General features: G+C 60.8%; 19 protein-coding genes. 14 read left to right on the forward strand and 5 right to left on the reverse strand.

What is annotated here, in order from left to right; genetic code table 11:
• Nucleotides 1-18: 18 nt before the first annotated feature.
• The gene (gene ygfZ / locus BN1137_RS13060; RefSeq protein ID WP_050719021.1) at nucleotides 19-930 is read right to left on the reverse strand and encodes a tRNA-modifying protein YgfZ; all 912 of its coding nucleotides are present in this window, start codon (nucleotides 928-930) and stop codon (nucleotides 19-21) included.
• A 113-nt stretch (nucleotides 931-1,043) separates the two neighbouring features.
• Here ygfZ and BN1137_RS13065 point away from each other — a divergent pair, with 113 nt between their 5' ends.
• Together BN1137_RS13065 and BN1137_RS13070 are read left to right on the forward strand one after the other, a co-directional pair.
• Nucleotides 1,044-1,313 (forward strand): FAD assembly factor SdhE, encoded by a 270-nt coding sequence (locus BN1137_RS13065; RefSeq protein ID WP_050719022.1) that lies wholly within the window; start codon nucleotides 1,044-1,046, stop codon nucleotides 1,311-1,313.
• Nucleotides 1,314-1,332: 19 nt separating this feature from the next.
• Nucleotides 1,333-1,707, forward strand: coding sequence for a protein YgfX (locus BN1137_RS13070; RefSeq protein WP_157433747.1), 375 nt, complete (start codon nucleotides 1,333-1,335; stop codon nucleotides 1,705-1,707).
• A gap of 70 nt (nucleotides 1,708-1,777) precedes the next feature.
• On the opposite strand, the gene nadB is transcribed toward BN1137_RS13070, so the two are convergent.
• On the reverse strand, nucleotides 1,778-3,385 hold the full coding sequence (gene nadB, locus BN1137_RS13075) for an L-aspartate oxidase (protein WP_050719024.1): 1,608 nt from the start codon (nucleotides 3,383-3,385) through the stop codon (nucleotides 1,778-1,780).
• Between the two features lie 181 nt (nucleotides 3,386-3,566).
• On the opposite strand from nadB, the gene rpoE reads away from it, so the two are divergent.
• The 10 genes from rpoE (at nucleotide 3,567) to pdxJ (ending at nucleotide 12,574) form a co-directional block, all read left to right on the forward strand.
• On the forward strand, nucleotides 3,567-4,148 hold the full coding sequence (rpoE, locus tag BN1137_RS13080) for an RNA polymerase sigma factor RpoE (RefSeq protein WP_050719025.1): 582 nt from the start codon (nucleotides 3,567-3,569) through the stop codon (nucleotides 4,146-4,148).
• Between the two features lie 23 nt (nucleotides 4,149-4,171).
• Nucleotides 4,172-4,759, forward strand: coding sequence for an RseA family anti-sigma factor (locus BN1137_RS13085; protein WP_050719026.1), 588 nt, complete (start codon nucleotides 4,172-4,174; stop codon nucleotides 4,757-4,759).
• A 21-nt stretch (nucleotides 4,760-4,780) separates the two neighbouring features.
• Nucleotides 4,781-5,761 (forward strand): MucB/RseB C-terminal domain-containing protein, encoded by a 981-nt coding sequence (locus BN1137_RS13090; protein ID WP_050719027.1) that lies wholly within the window; start codon nucleotides 4,781-4,783, stop codon nucleotides 5,759-5,761.
• A 102-nt stretch (nucleotides 5,762-5,863) separates the two neighbouring features.
• The gene (locus BN1137_RS13095; protein ID WP_050719028.1) at nucleotides 5,864-6,325 is read left to right on the forward strand and encodes a SoxR reducing system RseC family protein; all 462 of its coding nucleotides are present in this window, start codon (nucleotides 5,864-5,866) and stop codon (nucleotides 6,323-6,325) included.
• A gap of 183 nt (nucleotides 6,326-6,508) precedes the next feature.
• The gene (gene lepA, locus BN1137_RS13100; RefSeq protein ID WP_050719029.1) at nucleotides 6,509-8,302 is read left to right on the forward strand and encodes a translation elongation factor 4; all 1,794 of its coding nucleotides are present in this window, start codon (nucleotides 6,509-6,511) and stop codon (nucleotides 8,300-8,302) included.
• Between the two features lie 3 nt (nucleotides 8,303-8,305).
• Nucleotides 8,306-9,229: a signal peptidase I gene (lepB, locus tag BN1137_RS13105; protein WP_050719030.1), complete on the forward strand. Its 924-nt coding sequence runs from the start codon at nucleotides 8,306-8,308 to the stop codon at nucleotides 9,227-9,229.
• A complete protein-coding gene (gene rnc / locus BN1137_RS13110) occupies nucleotides 9,230-9,901 on the forward strand; it encodes a ribonuclease III (protein WP_050719031.1) in 672 nt (223 codons plus the stop codon). It begins immediately after the preceding gene.
• Complete coding sequence (era, locus tag BN1137_RS13115; protein WP_050719032.1) at nucleotides 9,898-10,803, forward strand: GTPase Era; 906 nt, start codon at nucleotides 9,898-9,900, stop codon at nucleotides 10,801-10,803. The genes rnc and era overlap by 4 nt, the downstream gene beginning before the upstream one ends.
• Before the next feature lie 158 nt (nucleotides 10,804-10,961).
• Nucleotides 10,962-11,672, forward strand: a complete 711-nt coding sequence (gene recO, locus BN1137_RS13120) for a DNA repair protein RecO (RefSeq protein WP_050719033.1) — start codon at nucleotides 10,962-10,964, stop codon at nucleotides 11,670-11,672.
• A gap of 164 nt (nucleotides 11,673-11,836) precedes the next feature.
• Complete coding sequence (gene pdxJ, locus BN1137_RS13125; RefSeq protein ID WP_050719034.1) at nucleotides 11,837-12,574, forward strand: pyridoxine 5'-phosphate synthase; 738 nt, start codon at nucleotides 11,837-11,839, stop codon at nucleotides 12,572-12,574.
• Between the two features lie 184 nt (nucleotides 12,575-12,758).
• On the opposite strand, the gene BN1137_RS13130 is transcribed toward pdxJ, so the two are convergent.
• The 3 genes from BN1137_RS13130 to barA form a co-directional block, all read right to left on the reverse strand.
• Entirely contained in the window at nucleotides 12,759-13,679 is a 921-nt protein-coding gene (locus BN1137_RS13130) for an N-acetylmuramoyl-L-alanine amidase (protein WP_050719035.1), read from the reverse strand.
• Between the two features lie 41 nt (nucleotides 13,680-13,720).
• Nucleotides 13,721-14,206, reverse strand: coding sequence for a YehS family protein (locus BN1137_RS13135; protein ID WP_050719036.1), 486 nt, complete (start codon nucleotides 14,204-14,206; stop codon nucleotides 13,721-13,723).
• Nucleotides 14,207-14,343: 137 nt separating this feature from the next.
• The gene (gene barA / locus BN1137_RS13140; protein WP_050719037.1) at nucleotides 14,344-17,055 is read right to left on the reverse strand and encodes a two-component sensor histidine kinase BarA; all 2,712 of its coding nucleotides are present in this window, start codon (nucleotides 17,053-17,055) and stop codon (nucleotides 14,344-14,346) included.
• A gap of 155 nt (nucleotides 17,056-17,210) precedes the next feature.
• Here barA and rlmD point away from each other — a divergent pair, with 155 nt between their 5' ends.
• On the forward strand, nucleotides 17,211-18,533 hold the full coding sequence (gene rlmD / locus BN1137_RS13145) for a 23S rRNA (uracil(1939)-C(5))-methyltransferase RlmD (protein WP_050719038.1): 1,323 nt from the start codon (nucleotides 17,211-17,213) through the stop codon (nucleotides 18,531-18,533).
• A gap of 272 nt (nucleotides 18,534-18,805) precedes the next feature.
• Nucleotides 18,806-21,016: a GTP diphosphokinase gene (gene relA / locus BN1137_RS13150; protein WP_050719039.1), complete on the forward strand. Its 2,211-nt coding sequence runs from the start codon at nucleotides 18,806-18,808 to the stop codon at nucleotides 21,014-21,016.
• The last annotated feature ends 58 nt before the right edge of the window (nucleotides 21,017-21,074 follow it).

Genomic DNA, 21,074 nt, shown 5'->3' on the forward strand with positions numbered 1-21,074 from the left:
ATCTACCGAGAGGAAGGGTCAGTCGACCAGCGGGTAGGGCAGGGGTTGCAGGCGCAGGCTGGCGGCCTCGTCCTGCTTGAGACGAAACTCGGCGTCGGCCTCGGTGTCTTTGGGCAACACGGCGGTGAGCCACAGCTGCCCCTCCTGCTGCCAGGCGTTGAGCACCATGCCGCTACGGCGCCAGTTGTCACCGAGCCGGATCTCCAGGGCATCGCCGCTGGCAACCGGGCCGGTAGCGGTGCCCGCCAGCACGAACAGGGCGCGATTGTTGGCGCCGCGATACTTGGCGCGGGCCACGATCTCCTGGCCCATGTAGCAACCCTTGGTGAAGCTGATGCCCTCCAGCGCCTGCAGGTTCAGCATCTGGGGGATGTACTCGCCCTGATGCACGGCTTCCAGATGCGGGATGCCGGCCTTGATGTCCAGCCCCCACCAGAGTGACTCCTGCCCGGCGGGCAAGTCGAGCTCTAGCGGCTGCTCGTTCACCAGCAGCCAACGATCCGCTTCCACCTGCACCGCCATGCCGCCTTCGATAAGGGCCGTCCCTTGCACACCAAAGCGAGCAGCAATCCAGGCATCAGTGCCCTGACCCGCCACGCCGACCGCCTGCCCCGGATAGTTGTCGATCTCTACCTTGGCGAACACAGCAAACTTCTTGAGCTCGGGCAGCTGACGGACCAATACGGAAGGTTTGGTCAGCAGCAGCAGGCTGTCGGCCAGACAGAGCAGGCGAAAATCGCTCCACAGCTTGCCCTTGGGATCGCAGTGGCCGCCGAAGGTGCTCTGACCCGGTTGCAGAGCGTTGACGTCGCAGGTGACCTGGCCTTGCAGATATTTGGCACGATCGAGGCCGCACAAGCGGGTGATGGCGACGTCAGTCAGGGAGAAGAGGGTCGGCTCGGCAGGAAAAACAGGCGTTGGCAGGCTCACGATGGTATTCCAGAGACAGAAAGTATGTGACCTGCATGGTAAAGACGTAAGGAATGTTTGTCAGCCGGAAAATCCAGCTGCTACCATTCCCGGGTCTTTGTAAGGAGAGTTCCATGTTGAGCCCAATTGAAAAGTCCCGCCTGAAATGGGCCTGCCGCCGCGGCATGCTCGAGCTGGATGTGATCTTTATGCCTTTTCTTGAACATGAATTCGATGCTCTGGATGAGGAGCAGCAACAGACCTTCATCCGCCTGCTCGAAAGCGATGATCCGGATCTGTTCAAATGGTGCATGGGCCACGGCGTGCCGCAAGATCCTGCCTTCGCCGCCATGATCCCGCTGATCCTGGAGCGCAACCAGGCCCGTCACGACCAACTGCGCTGATCCCCCGATGCGGGTGTCCATGCCCGTCATTGTCTCCCGGCAGCAGCGCAGGCTGCTGTTTATCCTGTTTTTGTTACTGCTGTGGCCCACCGCCAGCCTGATCCAGGGCTGGCAGTGGGGGCTGTTCCTGCCGTGCTGGCTGACGGGGCTCTGGCTCACCTGGCGGCGTAGCCAGCGTGTCTTTGGTGAGCTGGTCTGGGACGGTGAATGGCTGGACTGGCAGGGGCAGCGTTATCGGCTGGGTTCGCGCAGCCGCATTCTGCCCTGCGTGCTCTGGTTGCGGCTGCAAGGGGAGGCGGGTGTTGAGACCCCGCTCTGGCTGTTCTCGGATGCGCTAGCCCCCGAACACTACCGTGCCCTGGCCCGCGCCATCCATCTTGCGCCGCTCCGATAAGGGACGTTTTCGGCCGCCAATAAACAGATAACCCCGCCGAAGCGGGGTTATCTGTTTACAGCAGGCAGGATTATTCCCGATCCGGGGTCAGTACCGTAGGTTTGGGGTCCGGCTGCATATCCGGGTAATCCAGGTTGTAATGCAGGCCACGGGACTCCTTGCGTTGCAGGGCGCAGTTGACGATGAGCTCGGCCACCTGCAGCAGATTGCGCAGCTCCAGCAGGTTGTTGGAGACCCGGAAGTTCGCGTAGTACTCCTGTACCTCCTGCTTGAGCAGATCGATACGGCGCTTGGCGCGGGCGAGGCGCTTGTTGGTACGCACTATGCCCACATAGTCCCACATCATCAGCCGCAGCTCGTGCCAGTTGTGTTGGATCACTACCTGCTCATCCGAATCGTCGACCTGGCTCTCGTCCCAGGCTGGCAGCTTGGGCGGCTCCACGCTCATGGGCAGCTTGGCCAGGATGTCGGCCCCTGCCTGATGGGCATAGACCACGCATTCGAGCAGAGAGTTGGAGGCCATGCGGTTGGCGCCGTGCAGGCCGGTGTAGGTCACCTCACCGATGGCGTACAGACCGGGAATATCGGTCTGGCCGTTGCCGTCGATCATCACGCCGCCGCAGGTGTAGTGGGCCGCCGGCACTATGGGCATGGCTTCCTTGGTGATGTCGATGCCGACCGCGAGGCAGCGTTCATGGATGGTGGGGAAGTGCTTGACGATGAAGTCCGCCGGCTTGTGGCTGATGTCGAGATACATGCAGTCGGCGCCGAGCCGCTTCATCTCATGGTCGATGGCGCGGGCGACGATGTCTCGCGGCGCCAGTTCTTCCCTGGGATCAAAATCCGACATGAAGCGGCTGCCGTCCGGGCGGCGCAGATAGGCGCCTTCCCCGCGCAGGGCTTCGGTCAGCAGGAAGTTGGGATCGTCGGGGTGGAACAGGCTGGTGGGGTGGAACTGGTTGAACTCCAGATTCGCCACCCGGCAACCGGCGCGCCAGGCCATGGCGATGCCATCCCCCGAGCTCACATCCGGGTTGGAGGTATATTGATACACCTTGGAAGCGCCGCCTGTGGCCAGCGCCACGAAGCGGGCACGGATCACCTCGACCTGTTCGACGTTGCGGTTCCAGACATAGGCACCGAGTACCTTGTTGCCCGGCAGGCCGAGCTTGCGGGTGGTGATGAGATCCACCGCGTTGAAGCGTTCCATCAATCGGATGTTGGGGTGGGCACGCACCTGATCGATCAGGGTGAGCTGTACCGCCTTGCCGGTGGCGTCAGCCGCGTGGAAGATGCGGCGATGGCTGTGGCCCCCTTCCCGGGTCAGGTGATAGTGGGACTCGCCTTCTGCATCTTCTTCCTGATCGAAGGGGACACCCTGTTGGATCAACCACTGGATGGAGTCGCGGGCGTTGCGGGCGGTGAACTCCACCACGGCAGAGTCACAGAGCCCTGCCCCGGCGTTGAGCGTGTCGCTCACATGGGATTCGATGCTGTCGGTCTCGTCGAACACGGCAGCGATGCCTCCTTGCGCATAGAAAGTGGCCCCCTCACTGATGGGCCCCTTGCTCAGAACCAGGACTTTGGCCTGATCTGCCAACCGCAACGCGAGGGACAGACCAGCGGCACCGCTGCCAATGATCAGTACGTCGCAAAGGTATTCAACACTTGCTTTCATAAGTATCATTGGCCTGGATTAAGAACTGGCCCCATGGTAGCCCAAGGGGGGTTGTGATGCAGCCCGCATCACATTTTTTTCAATGCAAGCGAACTTTCTCTGATTCCTCCTGTCTGAACTTGTGCGCTTAGAAAGGGCCGGAAAAGAAAAACGATAACCTGATGGGGGTTTTACGGCTCTGATGAGCGACCAGAATCTACTGGACGAACAGCTGGTTGAACGGGTCCAGCGTGGCGATAAAAATGCATTCAACCTGTTGGTAAAAAAATACCAGCATAAGGTGGTCAACTTGGTGGCCAGGTATGTCAACAATCCGGGCGATGTACCGGACGTGGCGCAGGAGGCTTTCATCAAGGCTTACCGTGCGTTGCCGACATTCCGTGGCGAGAGCGCGTTTTACACCTGGTTGTACCGGATCGCCGTCAATACGGCCAAAAATTACCTGACCTCACAGGGGCGCAGACCGCCCAGCAGTGATGTCGAAGCAGATGAGGCTGAATATTATGGTGGTGGTGAAGCCTTGCAAGAGGTGGCCACTCCGGAAAACCTGGCGCTGACCGACGAGATCAAGCGCACCGTGTTTACCGCCATAGAAGCCTTGCCTGAAGACTTGAGAACAGCGATCACCCTTCGTGAACTGGAAGGGCTGAGCTACGAAGAGATTGCGGAGATCATGGATTGCCCTGTGGGTACGGTGAGATCCCGCATCTTCCGGGCGAGGGAAGCAATCGACAAAAAGCTGCAACCTCTGATCGAGAATTAAACTGGGGAAAGACAGGCAAACTTATGGCAAATCAAGAGCAACTCTCAGCCCTGATGGATGGCGATTTGAGCGAAGTCGAGGTACTGAATGAGCTGGGAACGGATCCCGCTCTGCAAGATACCTGGGCTCGTTACCATCTTATTGGTGATGCCATGCGGGGCGACCTGCCGGTCAATCTGCAACTGGATCTGAGCGACAGCATCATGCTGGCGCTGGAAGACGAACCGACCATACTGGCGCCCAAGCCGGTGCAGCCAAGCGCGCCACAGGTGCACACCGCTGCCAAGGTCGTGCCCTTGCTGCGCCGGGTCAGCCAACAGGTAGGGCAGTACGCCATTGCCGCGTCGGTTGCCGCCGCTGTCATCTTCGGGGTACAGCAGTATCAGGGCCATGACGGCATGCCGACCAACCCGGTGCTCAATACCATACCGGTAGGTGGCAGTGCGACGCCGGTGAGCGTGCACTACCCGCAAGATGGCAACCGCGCCACCGCCCGTCAACAAGGGTTGAACGAGCAACAGATGCAAGAGCAGCGTGCGCGGATCAATGCCTTCCTGCGTGACCATCAGTTGCAACAACGTCTGCTGCAAGACAAGCAGATTCAGGAATAACGCATTTTTAGGGATCAGACCGTGCGCCAGTCCAGCCGTATCTTGCTGGCTTCTCTCCTGCTGATTTGTGCCAAGGCCTCGGCCGACGATATGTCGGCCGAGGCCTTGTTGCAGCAGATGCAGAGTGCCGTTTCGCATCAGAATTTCGAGTTATCCATGGTCAAGGCCCGTCAGGGGCGCCTCGAACCCATTCGCTTCAGCCACGGGGTGATCGATGGCAAGGAGGTGGCTCACCTGAGCTATCTCGATGGCAAGACGGTGGAGTACCTGCAACGTCAGAATGAATTCACCTTCTTCGAAAATACCCACGAGCCCTACACCCTCAAGGGTGCCCGCTTCCCCGGGGTCTGGTCGACGCTGGTGAAGATGCCGCTGCCACGGGTGCTGGAAAGCTATGATCCCGTGCTGGCCGGCCGTAGCCGGGTTGCCGGTCTGGTGGCGCAGGTTGTCCGACTGGTGCCGAAGGAAACGGACAAATACGGCTTCGTGCTCTGGATTGACGAACAGAGCCATCTGCTGCTGCGGGTCGACATGGTGGACCGGGAGGGGAATCTGGTCGAGCAGGTACTGGGGGTGGATCTGGACCGGCAGTCGGCGCCGGCCCCCTGGCTGGTGGCGCTGGTCAACAGCAAGCTACCCGAGGCACTGGAGCTGGAGGATGCCTATCCGGCCCCCCAGCAGACCCTGAGCTGGCATTTGACCTGGCTGCCGGGCGGCTTCAAGGTATTGTCGCAGGACCGGCATCAGCTGGTCAGCACCAGCCAGCCGGTGGATTACATGATGCTCTCCGATGGGCTGGTGGATCTCTCGGTCTACGTGGCCAGGGTGGATCCCAAACAGGCAGTGCGCCAGCAGCTGATCCGCCAGGGCGCCACCTCGCTGGTGAGCTATGTCAACGAAGTCGGGGTGGAGATCACCGTGGTCGGGGAAGTGCCGGCCGAGACCGCCAAACGCATCGCCGAGTCGGTGCAGCCGCTGACGCGTAACGCGGCGGTGCAATAAAGCTTCCCCCGAGATGCATCTATTGCGCTTGCCGCGGCGGGACGGGCGTGTTCAGATTGGATAAATCCATAGCTGTTAGTCTGGAGTCGTCAGGTGAGTGAAATGAGTGAAGAGCTGGCGACCGTGGTGGCCATCGATGGGCAATATGCCTGGGTGGAGTGCGAACGGCGCTCCGCCTGCAGCGGTTGCCATCAGCAGTCCAACTGCGGTACCGGCACCGTCGCCAAGGCATTCCCCATCAAGTCGCAGCGGTTGCGGGTGGCGCTTTCCGGTGAGGTGAGCGTCGGCCAGCAGATCCGGCTTGGTATTCCGCAGGCGAGTCTCCTGCGAGGCGCGGCGCTGGTCTATGTGTTGCCGCTGTTCTGCCTGCTGCTCGGTGCCTTGCTCGGTCAGCTCTGGCTGGCACCACTGCTGTCGGCGGGCGAGGGTGTGACCATCCTCAGCTGTCTGCTGGGTGGCGGCATCGGTTTTTTACTGGTTCGTTACTTTTCTGCCCGGCTTGAGCAAGGGGAATATGGTCCCCGCATGCTCGGCGTGGTACTCAGTACCCGTCACCTCTCCTGACTGGCGAGTCGCAATCCCTGGCTCTTTCATGCTCGCAACCGTGTCCAGAGCCCGCGAGTTCTCTGGAGTGGCAAGGCTCTATTTCTGGCCCCCGTCGACTAAAGATTGGCCGTCGACCGGGTTATCCAGTAAAATCCTGCCCTCATATCCGACCCTAACTTAATTTTGAGTGATTCTTGCTCGATGAAACACATTCGTAACTTTTCGATTATTGCGCACATCGACCACGGTAAATCGACCCTGTCGGACCGTCTGATCCAGACTTGTGGCGGCCTGTCCGACCGTGAGATGCAGGCTCAGGTGCTTGACTCCATGGATCTGGAGCGCGAGCGCGGCATTACCATCAAAGCACAGAGTGTGACCCTGAACTACCAGGCACAAGACGGTAACACCTATCAGCTGAACTTTATCGACACCCCGGGCCACGTGGATTTCTCCTACGAGGTCTCCCGCTCATTGGCGGCCTGTGAAGGGGCTTTGCTGGTGGTGGATGCCGGTCAGGGGGTTGAGGCACAGACTCTGGCCAACTGCTACACCGCCATGGAGATGGAGCTGGAAGTGGTGCCGATCCTGAACAAGATCGACCTGCCGGCCGCCGAACCCGAGCGGGTTGCGGAAGAGATCGAAGACATCGTCGGCATCGATGCCATGGAAGCGGTGCGCTGCTCCGCCAAGACCGGCCTGGGTGTCGATCTGGTGCTCGAAGAGATCGTGGCCCGCATCCCAGCACCGGAAGGGGATCCTGATGCCCCGCTGCAGGCGCTGATCATCGACTCCTGGTTCGACTCCTACCTCGGCGTCGTCTCCCTGGTGCGGATCAAGAACGGTTCGCTCAAGAAGAATGACAAGATCAAGGTGATGAGCACCGGCCAGGTGTGGGGTGTCGATCGCATCGGTATCTTCACACCAAAGCAAGTGGATACCATGGGCCTGGGCTGTGGCGAGGTAGGTTGGGTCGTCTGCGGCATCAAGGACATCCACGGCGCGCCCGTGGGCGATACCCTGACCCAGGCCAAGAACGGTGCCGACAAGGCGCTGACGGGCTTCAAGAAGGTCAAGCCGCAGGTGTATGCGGGCCTGTTCCCCATCTCCAGCGATGACTACGAGTCGTTCCGTGATGCGCTGGACAAGCTGTCCCTCAACGATGCCTCCCTGTTCTTCGAACCGGAGAGCTCCACTGCGCTTGGCTTCGGCTTCCGTTGTGGCTTCCTCGGCATGCTGCACATGGAGATCATCCAGGAGCGTCTGGAGCGGGAATACGATCTGGACCTCATCACCACGGCGCCGACCGTGGTGTACGAGATCGAGCTCAACGACGGCTCGACCATCCGCATCGACAGCCCGTCTGCCATGCCTGCGGTCAACAACATCAAGGAGATGCGCGAGCCCATCGCCGAGTGCAACATCTTGCTGCCGCAAGAGTACATGGGCAACGTCATCACGCTCTGTATCGAGAAGCGTGGCGTGCAGACCAACATGGTCTATCACGGCAAGCAGGTGGCGCTGACCTACGAAATTCCGATGGCGGAAGTGGTGCTCGATTTCTTCGACCGCCTGAAATCCACCAGTCGTGGTTACGCCTCGCTGGATTACGGCTTCAAGCGCTTCGAGACCTCCGACATGGTGCGCCTCGACATCATGATCAACGGTGAGCGGGTTGATGCCCTTGCCATCATCACCCACAAGGAGAACGCCCAGTATCGCGGTCGCCAGGTGGTGGAGAAGATGCGTGAGCTGATCCCGCGCCAGATGTTCGATATCGCCATTCAGGCGTCTATCGGCAACCAGATCATCGCGCGCAGCACCGTCAAGGCCCTGCGCAAAGACGTGACCGCCAAGTGTTACGGTGGTGACGTGAGCCGGAAGAAGAAGCTGCTGAACAAGCAGAAAGAAGGCAAGAAGCGGATGAAGTCTGTCGGCCGTGTCGACGTGCCGCAAGAGGCCTTCCTCGCTATCCTCCACGTAGGCAAGGACTAATCGATGGCAAGCACCTTTTCCCTGATCCTGGCGATTGTCACCCTGCTGACCGGCATCATCTGGACTGTCGACAAGCTGGTCTGGTCCAAGCAACGGGCGGCCAAGGTGGCGGCTGCCCGTGCCAATGCCGGCCCGAATGTCGATGAGAGAACGCTGGCCAAGGTGGCCCCCATGCCGGTCTGGATTGAACAGACTGGCGGGGTCTTCCCGGTCATTGCACTGGTGCTGATCCTGCGTTCCTTCATCTTCGAACCGTTCCAGATCCCGTCTGGCTCCATGATGCCCACCTTGCTGGTGGGCGACTTTATCCTGGTGGAGAAGTTCGCCTACGGCCTGCGTGATCCCGTGACCAACACCAAGTTCCTCGAGACCGGCGAGCCGGCTCGCGGCGATGTGGTGGTGTTCAAGTATCCGCTGGATACCCGGGTGGACTACATCAAGCGAGTGGTCGGCATGCCGGGGGATCGGGTCATCTATCGCAACAAGGAGCTGATGATCAGACCCAAGTGCGAAGAGCAGGAAGGGAAAACGTGCCCGGGCTTCAAGAAGCTCGACGTCAAGTTTGAACAAAGGGGCGAATTTAGCCAGATGGGGATCCCGCTGGATCGTTATACCGAACAGCTCGGCCCCGTCTCTCACGAAACCCTGCGCAACCCCCTGATGCCCGATCTGGTCGACCGTTATTACCGTCAGCCAGGCACTTACCCCGACGAGTGGGTGGTGCCGGAAGGCCACTATTTCGTGATGGGTGACAACCGCGACAACAGTACCGACAGCCGGTTCTGGGGCTTCGTGCCCGAGCAGAACCTGGTGGGTAAAGCGGTCGCCATCTGGATCAGTTTCGAATTCGAGCGTGAGGAAGGTTCCCTGTTGCCAAGCTGGGTACCGACCGGTGTGCGCTTCAACCGCATTGGCGGAATCAAGTAAATGAATATCAAAATGAACAGACTGCAGTCCCGTCTCGGGCATGTCTTTCAAGATCAAGAACGATTGACTCGGGCGCTGACTCACCGCAGCGCCGGTTCCCGTCACAACGAGCGACTGGAATTTCTGGGTGACTCCATCCTGAGTCTGGTGATTGCCGATGAGCTGTTCCACCGCTTCCCGCAAGCGGCGGAAGGGGATCTCAGCCGGATGCGTGCCACCCTGGTGCGTGAAAAAACCCTGGCCGAACTCGGCCGGGAATTTGACCTCGGTGATCACCTGATCCTGGGGCCGGGTGAGCTCAAGAGCGGCGGTTTTCGCCGTGAGTCCATCCTGGCCGACACGGTCGAGGCGGTGATCGGCGCAGTCTATCTGGATACCAATCTGGAGACGGTGCGGACCTTGCTGCTCAACTGGTACGCCAGCCGCCTGGAAGAGATAAAGCCGGGCATCGAGCAGAAGGATCCCAAGACCCGGCTGCAGGAAATTTTGCAGGGAAGCCGTAAATCCCTGCCGACCTACACAGTGACCAACGTCAAGGGCGAAGCCCACAATCAGGAATTCACCGTCCAGTGTGACGTGGATGGCCTGGCAGGTCCGCTGGTCGGGGTCGGCACCAGCCGCCGCAAGGCCGAACAGGCTGCGGCGCAGCAAGCATTGGAAAGACTGTCATGACAGATACAGATACCACCTATTGCGGCTTTGTCGCCATCGTGGGCCGCCCCAACGTGGGCAAGTCCACCCTGCTCAACAAGCTGCTTGGCCAGAAGGTCAGCATCACCTCGAAGAAACCCCAGACCACCCGTCACCGGATCCTGGGGATCGACACCGAGGACAACTACCAGACCATCTTTGTGGATACCCCGGGTCTGCACATCGAAGAGAAGCGGGCCATCAACCGGCTGATGAACCGCGCCGCCACCAGTTCGCTGGGGGACGTGGCCATGGTGGTATTCATGGTCGACGGGACTCACTGGACCAAGGATGACGAGATGGTGCTCGGCAAGTTGCGCCATCTGCCCTGTCCCGTGGTGCTGGCGGTCAACAAGGTCGATAACGTCAAGGACAAGGAAGATCTGCTGCCCCACCTGGAGTGGCTCGGCCAGCAGATGAAGTTTGCCCACATCCTGCCCATCAGTGCCGAGAAGGGCACCAACGTGGAGAAGATCCGCGAGTGGGCCAAGGATCTGCTGCCGGAAAACGATCACTTCTTCCCGGAAGATTACGTGACCGATCGCTCATCCCGCTTCATGGCCTCCGAGATCATCCGCGAGAAGCTGATGCGCTTCACCGGTGAGGAGCTGCCTTACTCGGTGACGGTCGAGATCGAACGCTTCAAGGTGGAAGAGAACGGTCTGTACCACATCCATGGCCTGATCCTGGTGGAACGCGAAGGCCAGAAGAAGATGGTCATCGGCAACAAGGGTGAGAAGATCAAGACCATAGGCACAGAGGCACGCCTCGACATGGAGCGGTTGTTCCAGAACAAGGTGCACCTTGAGCTGTGGGTCAAGGTCAAGTCTGGCTGGGCCGATGACGAGCGCGCCCTGCGTAGTCTCGGTTATGGCGATGACTAAGAACCTGTGCACGCGCTTACTGCGAGACCGTGATCAAGGCTCATGTGCTGCTCGGAATCCTCACGTATATCTATACGCTCCGGTTCCTGCGCTGCTCTTTACCTTGCTGACGGCCTCTCGTGACAGCGCGTGGATAGGTTCTAAGGGGTGATGGAGGATTGCTGAGTCCGGCTTTCGTCATCCACAGTCGGCCCTATCGGGAGACCAGTCAGCTGGTCGAGGTATTCACCCAGGATAGTGGCCGCTTTACCCTGGTGGCTCGCGGTTCTCGCGGGCCACGCTCCCCTCTGAAGGGGCTGCTGCAACCCTTCTCCCTGCTCACTCTGAGCTGGCGTGGCAAGGGGGATCTCAAGAACCTCGCCCAGGTCGAATGCCCGGATCACTCATTGCGCCTTGGCGGCGATCGGCTGTTCTATGGCCTCTATCTCAACGAGCTGGTCTACTACCTGCTCGAAGCCCATACCCCCTTCCCCGAGGTGTTTGACGCCTATGCCCGTGCCCTGATGGCGCTGGCGGATGGCGAGACCCCAGAACTGCCCCTGCGCCGCTTCGAGTTCCTGCTGTTGCAGGCGCTCGGCTATGCGGTGGATTTCGAATATGCCGCCGACGATGAATCCCCAATCCGGCCCGAGCTGCTCTATGGCTTCGAGCGCGAACTCGGCTTTGTCGCTTGCGAGCGGGCGCCGGATCCCCGTACCCTGTTCCTCGGCGCGCACCTGCTGGCCTTTGCCGAGGGGCGTTTCGACACGCCTCCCTTGCTGCAGGCGGCCAAGCGATTCAGCCGGCTGGCGCTGCAACCCTATCTCGGCAAGCGGCAATTAAAGAGCCGGGAGCTGTTTCTGAAACGCAGAGGCAGTGTTTCAGGCTAATTTAGATTATTTTTTTGGTCACTTATGTATTTAAAGTTATCAATTTAAGAATATAAAACTGCCATCCGCATGCACATATCGGCAGGTGGCGGCCCATGGACAGCGGAGGCTGGCATCGCCGCCAGCCTCACAGTGAACAGATGACCTGTATCAAGGAGTAAGCAATGAGCGAGATCTATCTGGGCGTGAACATCGACCACATCGCCACCCTGCGCAATGCCCGCGGCACCCAGTACCCGGATCCGGTACAGGCCGCCTTCGTGGCCGAACAGGCCGGTGCCGATGGCATCACCGTTCACCTGCGAGAAGATCGCCGCCATATCACCGACCGTGACGTCGAGATCCTGCGTCAGACCATCCAGACCAGGATGAACCTGGAGATGGCGGTGACCGAGGAGATGATCGGCATCGCCTGTCGCATCCAGCCGCAGTTCGTCTGCCTGGTGCCGGAGAAGCGCACCGAGGTGACCACCGAGGGCGGGCTGGACGTGGCGGGCCAGCTGGATAAAATCACCGATGCGGTGACTCGCCTCGCCGCCGTCGGCGCCCAGGTATCGCTGTTTATCGATGCGGATCCGCTGCAGATCGACGCCGCCGCCGCGAGTGGCACGCCCTTCATCGAGATCCACACCGGTCGCTACGCCGATGCCACCACGGATGCGGAGCGCAACGCCGAGTTCAAGCGCATCGCCGCCGGCGCCTCCTATGCCGCTGGCAAAGGGTTGAAGGTGAACGCCGGTCACGGCCTGCACTATCACAACGTCAAGGCCATCGCCGCCATCCCCGAGCTGTATGAGCTCAACATCGGCCACGCCATCATAGGTCGCGCGGCCTTCGACGGTCTGGCCAAGGCGGTCAGCGACATGCGTCTGCTGATGCAGGAAGCCCGTCAGGGGATCTGATCCTGCATCGACCATGCACGATAGCAAACAACAAGGGACGCCACGGCGTCCCTTGTTGTTTTCGGGCGATCAGGTCAGGAAGGGCCATTGAAGGGGCTGGCAAGTCACGGGCCAGCAATGTCATCAGAAACCTTTGCTGGGGACCTGTATCCGGTTCACCGTTGATAGTGGCGGGAAAGGCGATTCAAGGAGCCGGGAAGTAACGCTCTAGCAAGGCTGTCAGGATAGCCTGACACTCGGCATCCGGCTCGCCGTTAACCAGGCTAGGGCGGAAGTGGAGCTGGAAGGCGCGCAGCACGGCGTGGCTCTGCTCATCCCAGTCACCGCTTGGGGTGATACCGTAGCCGTAGCGGGCGAGCCCTTGCTGCCACTGCAGGGCGTCCCAGGCGGGGGCCGCCTGCTGGCGCAGGGCCGCAACCCTGGTCTCATCCGGCCAGGCGCCGACCCCATAGTCCAGGGCCAGCTCACGCCAGGGGAAGAGCGGGCCCGGGTCTTGCTTGCGCTCGGGGGCGACGTCGCTGTGACCCAGCACCTGGGTCGGCGGTATCTGGTAGCGCTGCACCAGATCGCGCGCCAGGGCGCCGACGGCGGCAATCTGGGCAGGGGTATAGGGCTGCCAGTGGCGCAACTGGGCGGGGAGGGCCGCTTCTTTCTCGTCGTATCCCAGGTTGACTATCTCGATGCCGAGCGAGCTGGCGTTGAGCCCGGCATATTGATGCCAGCGGCTGCGGCCCGCATGCCAGGCGCGCTGGCTGTCCGGCACCAGCTGATAGACGGGCAGTGGCTGCTGGTCGGTATCGCGGGGGACAAGATAGTGGGCGCTCACCTTGTGCTGTGGCTCGGTCAACAGGCGCAGGGAGTGGGCGTTATCCTCGTCGGTGTAGTGCAGGATCAAAAACGCGATGCGCTCATTCTGATTGGCGCTGACATGCTGGCTATCGAGGCGGTAGGGTGGCGCGGGCTGGCAGGCGCCAAGCAGCAGGGGCAGGCAGAGCAACAGCAGGTATTGGCGAGTCGCGCGGTATGCCGCGAGGCGGGAGCAAAATGACGGCCAGCGCTGCCCACCGGCCGGAGGGGCTGACGGAGGGCAGAGGCGCTGGCCCATGATTCAGGCGCGCGCGGTGGCGGTGAGGCCGGCGCGCGGGATCATGCTTCGGGGCGGTATTTGGCGGTGAGGCCGATCAGGAAGTTGCGCAGGATCTGATCCCCGCAATCCTGGTAGTGCTTGTGATCCTTGGAGCGGAACAGGGCACTCAGCTCGGACTTGGACAGGTTGAAGTTGGCCAGCTTCAGGGTGCTGAGCATGTCCTCTTCCTTGTAATCCAGACCGATGCGCAGCTTGCGCAGGATCAGGTTGTTGTTGATCCGGTTCGGAACAACCTGGGCCGGCGCGCCTTCTTTCACACCGCGGCGGGCGATGATGAAGCCGTCGAGGAACTGGCTGAGGGCGGCATCGGGACAGGCGGCAAAGCCCGCTTCTTGCTCTTCCCCTTCCTCGGCGCCTTTCAGCAACCAGCTGTGCAGCTGGGCGTGATCGACGGTCAGGTTGCCCTTGGCAAACATGTCGACCATCTGGTCGTTGCTGATGGTGAGGGCGTAGCGCAGACGGCGCAGAATATCGTTATTCGTCATGTTGACTCCTGTAGAAACGGCGCAACTTTACCATTTACCGGACTTTTCGTCAGAAAAAGCGGGCCGACCCGCTCGGGCCATGAGCCCGGATCCCCTGGGCCCCTCCCTGCTGACGCACTATTTTGCCTCAAACAGCCTCAGCCCAGATAGCGGGGCGCCTCCTGGCGCACCTGCGCCAGCGCGTCTTGCAGCTCCAGCAGCTCGGGCTCCAGTTCGCTGGCCGCCACCCCGTCGCGCAGCTGCTGCTCCAGCTGGGAGAGCAGACGTTGCAGGCCGGGGACCCCTGAGTAAGCGCAGCCGCCGTTGAGGCGGTGCAACTGGGCCAGCAGCTCGGCATCGTCCGCCTGGCCTGCCAGCGCCGCCTCCAGCACCGGCTCCACCTCGTCGAAACTGGCCAGCAGCATGCTCAGCATCTCTTGGGCCAGATCCGTCTTGCCAGCGGCCTGGCGCACCGCCAGTGGCCAGTCTATCTGCTGATCCCCGTGATGCTGATGGCGGCGATGAGCGAAGTCGGTAATCAACTGGGCCAGCATGCTCTCGTCGATGGGCTTGGCCAGATAGTCGTCCATGCCCTGGCGGATCAGCCGCTCCCGCTCGCCGGGGATGGCGTGGGCGGTGACCGCGACTATGGGGGTCTCGGTATTGAGCGAGTGGCTGCGAATCGCCTGGGTGGCGCTGATGCCATCCATGATGGGCATCTGGATATCCATGAAGATGATGTCAAACGGCTGGCTCTGGGCCAGGTTGACCGCCTCCTTGCCGTTCTTGCACACCACCACCTGACTCACCATCTCCTTGAGCATGGCGGCGATGAGTTTGAGGTTGGCGGCGTTGTCATCCACCGCCAGCACCTTGACCTCCTGCACCCGGCGCTGGGGCGCGGCGGGCAGCCGCGTGCTCTTGGCGGCTTCGGGGGAGAGCAGGGCATGCAGCAGCTTGCGATGGTTGATGGGCTTGGAGAGGCAGTGCTGGGCGCCGTGGGCCAGCATGGCATCGTAGAGGGCCGGTTCGTGGCTGCTGAGCAGCACTATGGTGTTCTGCTGACCGCTCAGGCCATCGAGACGGGCGATCACCTGCTGGGGGCTGTGCAGGGTGCTGCTGCCGATGATCACCATGTCCTGGCTGCTCATCTCGGGCCACTCGGCCGCAACGGTCAGCGGCTGCACATCCAGCTGCCATTCGGCCAGCAAGGAGTGCAGGGAGGCGTAGGCGAAGGGATCCGGCTCCAGCAGCCAGACCCGTTTGCCCCGGATGCGATCCAGTGGCAGCCGTTCGGACTGGGGCAGGGGGGAGATGTCCAGATCCAGGTTGAAGGAGAAGACGGAGCCCTTGCCGAGCTCGGATTCGAACCGGATCTGGCCGCCCATCTGCTGCACCAGCTTCTGGGTGATGACCAGGCCAAGTCCGGTGCCGCCATAGCGGCGCGAGATGGAGGAGTCGGCCTGGTTGAAGGCCTGGAACAGCTGACGTTGCTGTTCCTCCGAGATGCCGATGCCGGTGTCGCGGATCCGCACGTTGAGGCGCACCTTGTTGCCGTTGGCACTGCCGGTCTGCTGGATGTGCACATCCACGTTGCCGCGTTCGGTGAACTTGATGGCGTTGCCGGCGAGGTTGGTCAGCACCTGTTGCAGCCGCATGGGATCGCCGGTGAGATGATCCGGCACCTCGGCATCCACCTGCAACGACAGCTCCAGCTGCTTGTCGTGGGCGCTAGGCCCCAGCAGGTGCATGGTCTCGTTCAGGGTGTCGCGCAGGCTGAACGGGATGTATTCCAGCTGCAGCTTGCCCGCTTCGAGTTTCGAAAAATCGAGGATGTCGTTGATGATGCCGAGCAGGTTGCGCGCCGATTTTTCGATGGTCTGCATGTAGTCGGTCTGGCTCGGGGTCAGCGCGGTCTTGAGCAGTTGGCGGGTGAAGCCGATGACGCCATTGAGCGGGGTGCGCAGCTCGTGGGACATGTTGGCAAGGAACTCGGATTTGACCCGCGCCGCCTCCTGCGCCCGTTTTTTTGCCATGTCGAGCTCGACGTTCTGGATCTCGATCTGCTCCAGGGTCTCGCGCAGGTCAGAGGTGGCCTGATCGATGTTCTGCTGCATCTCTTCATGGTATTCAGACAGCGCCTTGGCCATGGCGTTGATGCCGTTTTTCAGCATATCCAGCTCGCCGGTGAGCTGGCCGCTGACCCGGGTATCGAGCCGCCCCTCCCTGATCCGGTGCACCGCTTGCACCATATCGGTGATGGGCTGGGTCACGCTCTTGACCAGTCTGAAGCCAAACAGGGTACTGACAGCCAGACCGATGAGCACCATGATCACCGCGAAGAAGGCGTCGCGATATTGCAGCACTATGGCCCTGTCGGTGGCGAGCTGCATGGAGATGTAGCCGATCACCGGTGGCTCCAGATCGCTCGGCAGCGGGAAGCCATCCAGGCTGGTCTCGGCCTGGATCGGGGTGCGCAAGATGATGTCGTCGCCGTTGAAGGAGACGCTGGTCAGCTCGGGAATGGCAGTGCCATCGGGCAGGCGTAGTTGGCCGAAGTCACGATGGTAGTTGGAGGTGACAAACAGCTGGTTGTCCTGGGTGAAGACGGCGATGGACTTGATGAAGGGCGAATTCTTGCGGTGGGTCAGCCCTATCAGCCGCTTGAGGGATTCGCGACTGTGCTGGGTCATACCGTATTCGCTGGCGATGGCCAGGGGCTCGATGATGTTGATGCCCTGGTCTATCAGGTTGTTTTCTAGCTGGTGATAGCGGTGGAAGGTAAAATAACCGGCTATCAGCCCGCCGATGATCAGGGTGGGCAAGATGGTGAAGGCCAGCACCCTGGCTCTGAGACCATATCTGGTCATGCTAATAAACCACCGACGATAAGGGTTGGCATTAAGGTGAAGGTCATTGCAGAGCGGCCCTCAGACCGTATTTGGTCATACTATTATTCTTGTGGGACAATGGCCTGCTGCAGATTCCACAATCATGACATAGCCACCTATAGGCACCAAGTTTTATGGCCCAGTTTTTCAAGCCCCAAAAGAAATCCACCCAGCCCCAACGTATTGAATTTACGATAGACAGTCTGGACCACCACTGTGTCGGGATCGGCCGCCATCAGGGCAAGGCCATCTTCGTCGAAGGGGCCTTGCCCGGTGAACAGGTCAAGGCGCGCATCATCGATGACAAGAAGCAGTATGCCCACGCGGCCCTGCAGCAGATTGTCAGCCCCGCCAGCAACCGCATCGCCCCCTTCTGCGCCCATTATCGCGAGTGCGGTGGTTGCAGCGCCCAGCACCTGAGTGAGGCGGATCAGCAGGCGGCCAAAGAGGCCGGACTGGTCAACCTGTTCGAGCGCATTGGCCAGATCAAGGCGCCGGCACTGGAGCCCGTGTTGACCGGGGAGGCGCGTAGCTACCGCCGGGTCTGCCGTCTGGCCATCAAATTTGACAAGAATGGTCGCTGCACCCGGGTCGGTTTTCGCCGTCGCCAGTCCAATGATCTGGTGGAGATCACCGGCTGTCCGGTCTTGACCGCCTCGCTGTCGGCCCTCATCACCCCGCTACGCGAATGCCTCAATCGCCTCAAGAGCCAGCGCGAGCTGGGTCATGCCGAACTCATTCAGGCCGAGCAGGGGATCCTGTTGCTGCTGCGCCATACCGGCCGTCCCAATGAAGCGGATCGGGCCCTGTTGCTGGCGTTTGCCGAGGCGCAAGGCATCGATCTCTATCTGCAGGCCGCCGACGAGCAGATTGAGCCGCTGCGCCAACAATTCCAGCCTGCCTACTCACTGGATGGCCTGTCTCTTGCATTCGCCCCCGGGGATTTCATTCAGGTCAATGGCCCCATCAACCAGAGCATGGTGGCCCAGGCGCTGGAGTGGCTCGGGGCAACCAAGACGGACAAGGTGCTGGATCTGTTCTGCGGCATCGGTAACTTTACCCTGCCGCTGGCCCGTCAGGCCCGTGAAGTAGTGGGGGTCGAAGGGGATCTGGCCATGGTGACCCGCGCCGAGGAGAACGCCCGTCGCAATGGCATCGACAACGCCCGTTTCTACAAGGCGGACTTGAGCGGTGACATCGTCGGCATGTCCTGGGCACGTGAAGGCTTCGATCTGGTGTTGCTGGATCCAGCCCGGCCCGGCGCACTGGAAGTGATGAGCCACGTGGCGGCACTGTCGCCCAAGCGGGTGGTCTATGTTTCCTGTAACCCGGTGACCCTGGCGCGCGACAGCCAGGTGCTGGTGAAAGAGGGCTACCGACTGACCCGACTGGGGATGCTGGATATGTTCCCCCACACCGGCCACCTGGAGTCCATGGCGCTGTTTGAGCGTAAATAAATGCGCGCTCCGACCTCGCCAACGGGTGCCTCCTGGAGGTCGGAGTTGTGCCTTCATCTCGGTGTTTTGGATGCCAGAGCGCTGTTTGAGAGGAAATGATTGGGGTAATCTACCCCCCTCGATAATGGGCACGCCTTGTTGGAGATTCATGCCACCTTGCAGGGGGGCATGCCTTGAAAAGTCTCTTCGTTATCCCCATTTGAGGCAGTTGTCAGTAGATGAGGGACCCGTTGGCATTGGCTGGCGGCTCCACACTTTAAAGGATTGATACCATGGTTGCGGTGCGCGATATTCATTTGAAAGACAACTTCACTCTGGAAGAGTGGGTTAGCTCTCTCACCCTGAGTGAGAGTGACAAGAATCAACTGCGAACCGTTTACCAGTATTGTCTGACGCTCGGTGACGAGGCGCTGACCAACCGTCTGTTGGTGCGTGGCGTCGAGATGGTCGGTATCTTGCTGATGCTCAGCATGGATCTCGCCACTCTCAAGGCCGCCATCATCTATCCCTTCGTCGAAGCTGGCCTTATCAATCAGGAGCGGATGGACGAAGACTTCGGCCCCAAGATAGCCAAGCTGGTGGAAGGGGTGCTGGAGATGGAAGCCATCCGCTCCTTGCAGACCATGCACCGCAGCGAAACCTCGCCGGAGCAGGTCGACAATGTGCGGCGCATGTTGCTCGCCATGGTCGAAGATGTGCGCGCCGTCGTCATCAAGCTGGCGGAGCGGATCGCCTGCCTGCGAGAGGCGAAGAAGGCGGATGAAGAGACCCGGGTGCTGATGGCCCAGGAGATCACCAACATCTATGCGCCGCTCGCCAACCGGCTCGGCATCGGTCAGCTCAAATGGGAGCTGGAAGATCTCGCCTTCCGTTACCTGCACCCGGACACCTACAAGCAGATCGCCAAGCAGCTCGACGAGAAACGCCTCGATCGGGAGCGCTACATCCGTGAGTTCGTGCAGTCCCTGCGCGACGCGCTGGCCGAGGCCGGGGTCGAGGCCGAAGTCTATGGCCGCCCCAAACACATCTACAGCATCTGGCGCAAGATGCAGAAAAAACACCTTGAATTCAACGAGTTGTTCGATGTGCGTGCGGTAAGGGTGGTAACTAAAAGGCTGCAGGATTGCTATGCGGCGCTGGGTATAGTTCACACCCACTTCCACCATATTCCCCGCGAATTCGACGACTATGTCGCCAACCCCAAGCCCAACGGCTATCAATCCATCCACACCGTGGTGGTGGGGGCGGAAGGCAAGACCATCGAGATCCAGATCCGTACCGACCAGATGCACCAGGATGCCGAACTCGGCGTCGCCGCGCACTGGCGCTACAAGGAAGGGGCTCAGGCCGCCGCCAAGACCAGCACCTTCGAAGACAAGATCGAGTGGCTGCGCAAGCTCCTCGCCTGGCAGGAGGATCTGTCAGAAAGTGGCTCCCTGTTGGACGATCTGCGCAGTCAGGTGTTCGAAGACAGAGTCTATGTCTTCACGCCCAAGGGAGATGTGATCGATCTGCCTGCCGGCGCCACGCCGCTCGACTTCGCCTATCACGTGCACAGCATGATCGGCCACCGCTGCATCGGCACCAAGGTCGATGGCCGCATCGTGCCCTTCACCTATACGCTGCAGACCGGCGATCAGGTGGATGTGATCACCCAGAAGGAGCCGAACCCGAGCCGCGACTGGATGAACCCCAACGCCGGCTTCTTGCGCTCCAGCCGGGCGCGGGCCAAGGTGGCGACCTGGTTTAGAAAGCTGGATCGGGACAAGAACATCGCCGCCGGCAAGGAGTTGCTGGAAAAAGAGCTCGACCGTCACAACCTGACCCTCTCCAAGGTGGACAAGGTGGTGCTCGAGCGCTTCCATGCCGAGGAGCTGGACGACCTGCTGGCCGGCATCGGCAGCGGCGACATTCGCATCAACCAGCTGCTCAACTATCTAGACACTCGTTACAACAAGCCGACGGCCGAGGAAGAGGATCGCCGCCTGCTGGAGAAGCTGGAGCAGAAGGCCAATATCCCGTTCAGGCCCAAGCCCAAGGATCACATAGTGGTGGAAGGGGTCGGCAATCTGATGACCCACATCGCCCGTTGCTGTCAGCCCATCCCGGGAGATGGCATCCAGGGCTTTATCACCATGGGCCGCGGCGTCTCCATCCACCGGGAGGATTGCGAACAGCTCAAAGAGCTGTCGCGCCGCAACCCGGAGCGGCTGATCGAAGCGGTGTGGGGGGAGAACTACTCCGGTGGCTACGGCCTCACCATCCGTATCCTCTCCAACGACAGATCCGGCCTGCTGCGCGACATCACCACAGTGCTCGCCAACGAGAAGATCAACGTGATGGGGGTGCGTTCGCGCTCCAACGTGCGCGAGCAGACCGCCGAGATCGACATGGAGCTGGAGATCTACAACATCAACGCCTTCAACCGGGCGCTGGCCAAGCTCAGTCAGCTCAACGATGTGATCAGCGCCAAGCGCCTCTGATATCAACCGACCGGCCCCAGTGGCCGGTTGTTCTTTATGCCCCTTTTGATGAAGTGAA

The organism is Aeromonas tecta, from assembly GCF_000820185.1.
Classification (GTDB): domain Bacteria; phylum Pseudomonadota; class Gammaproteobacteria; order Enterobacterales; family Aeromonadaceae; genus Aeromonas; species Aeromonas tecta.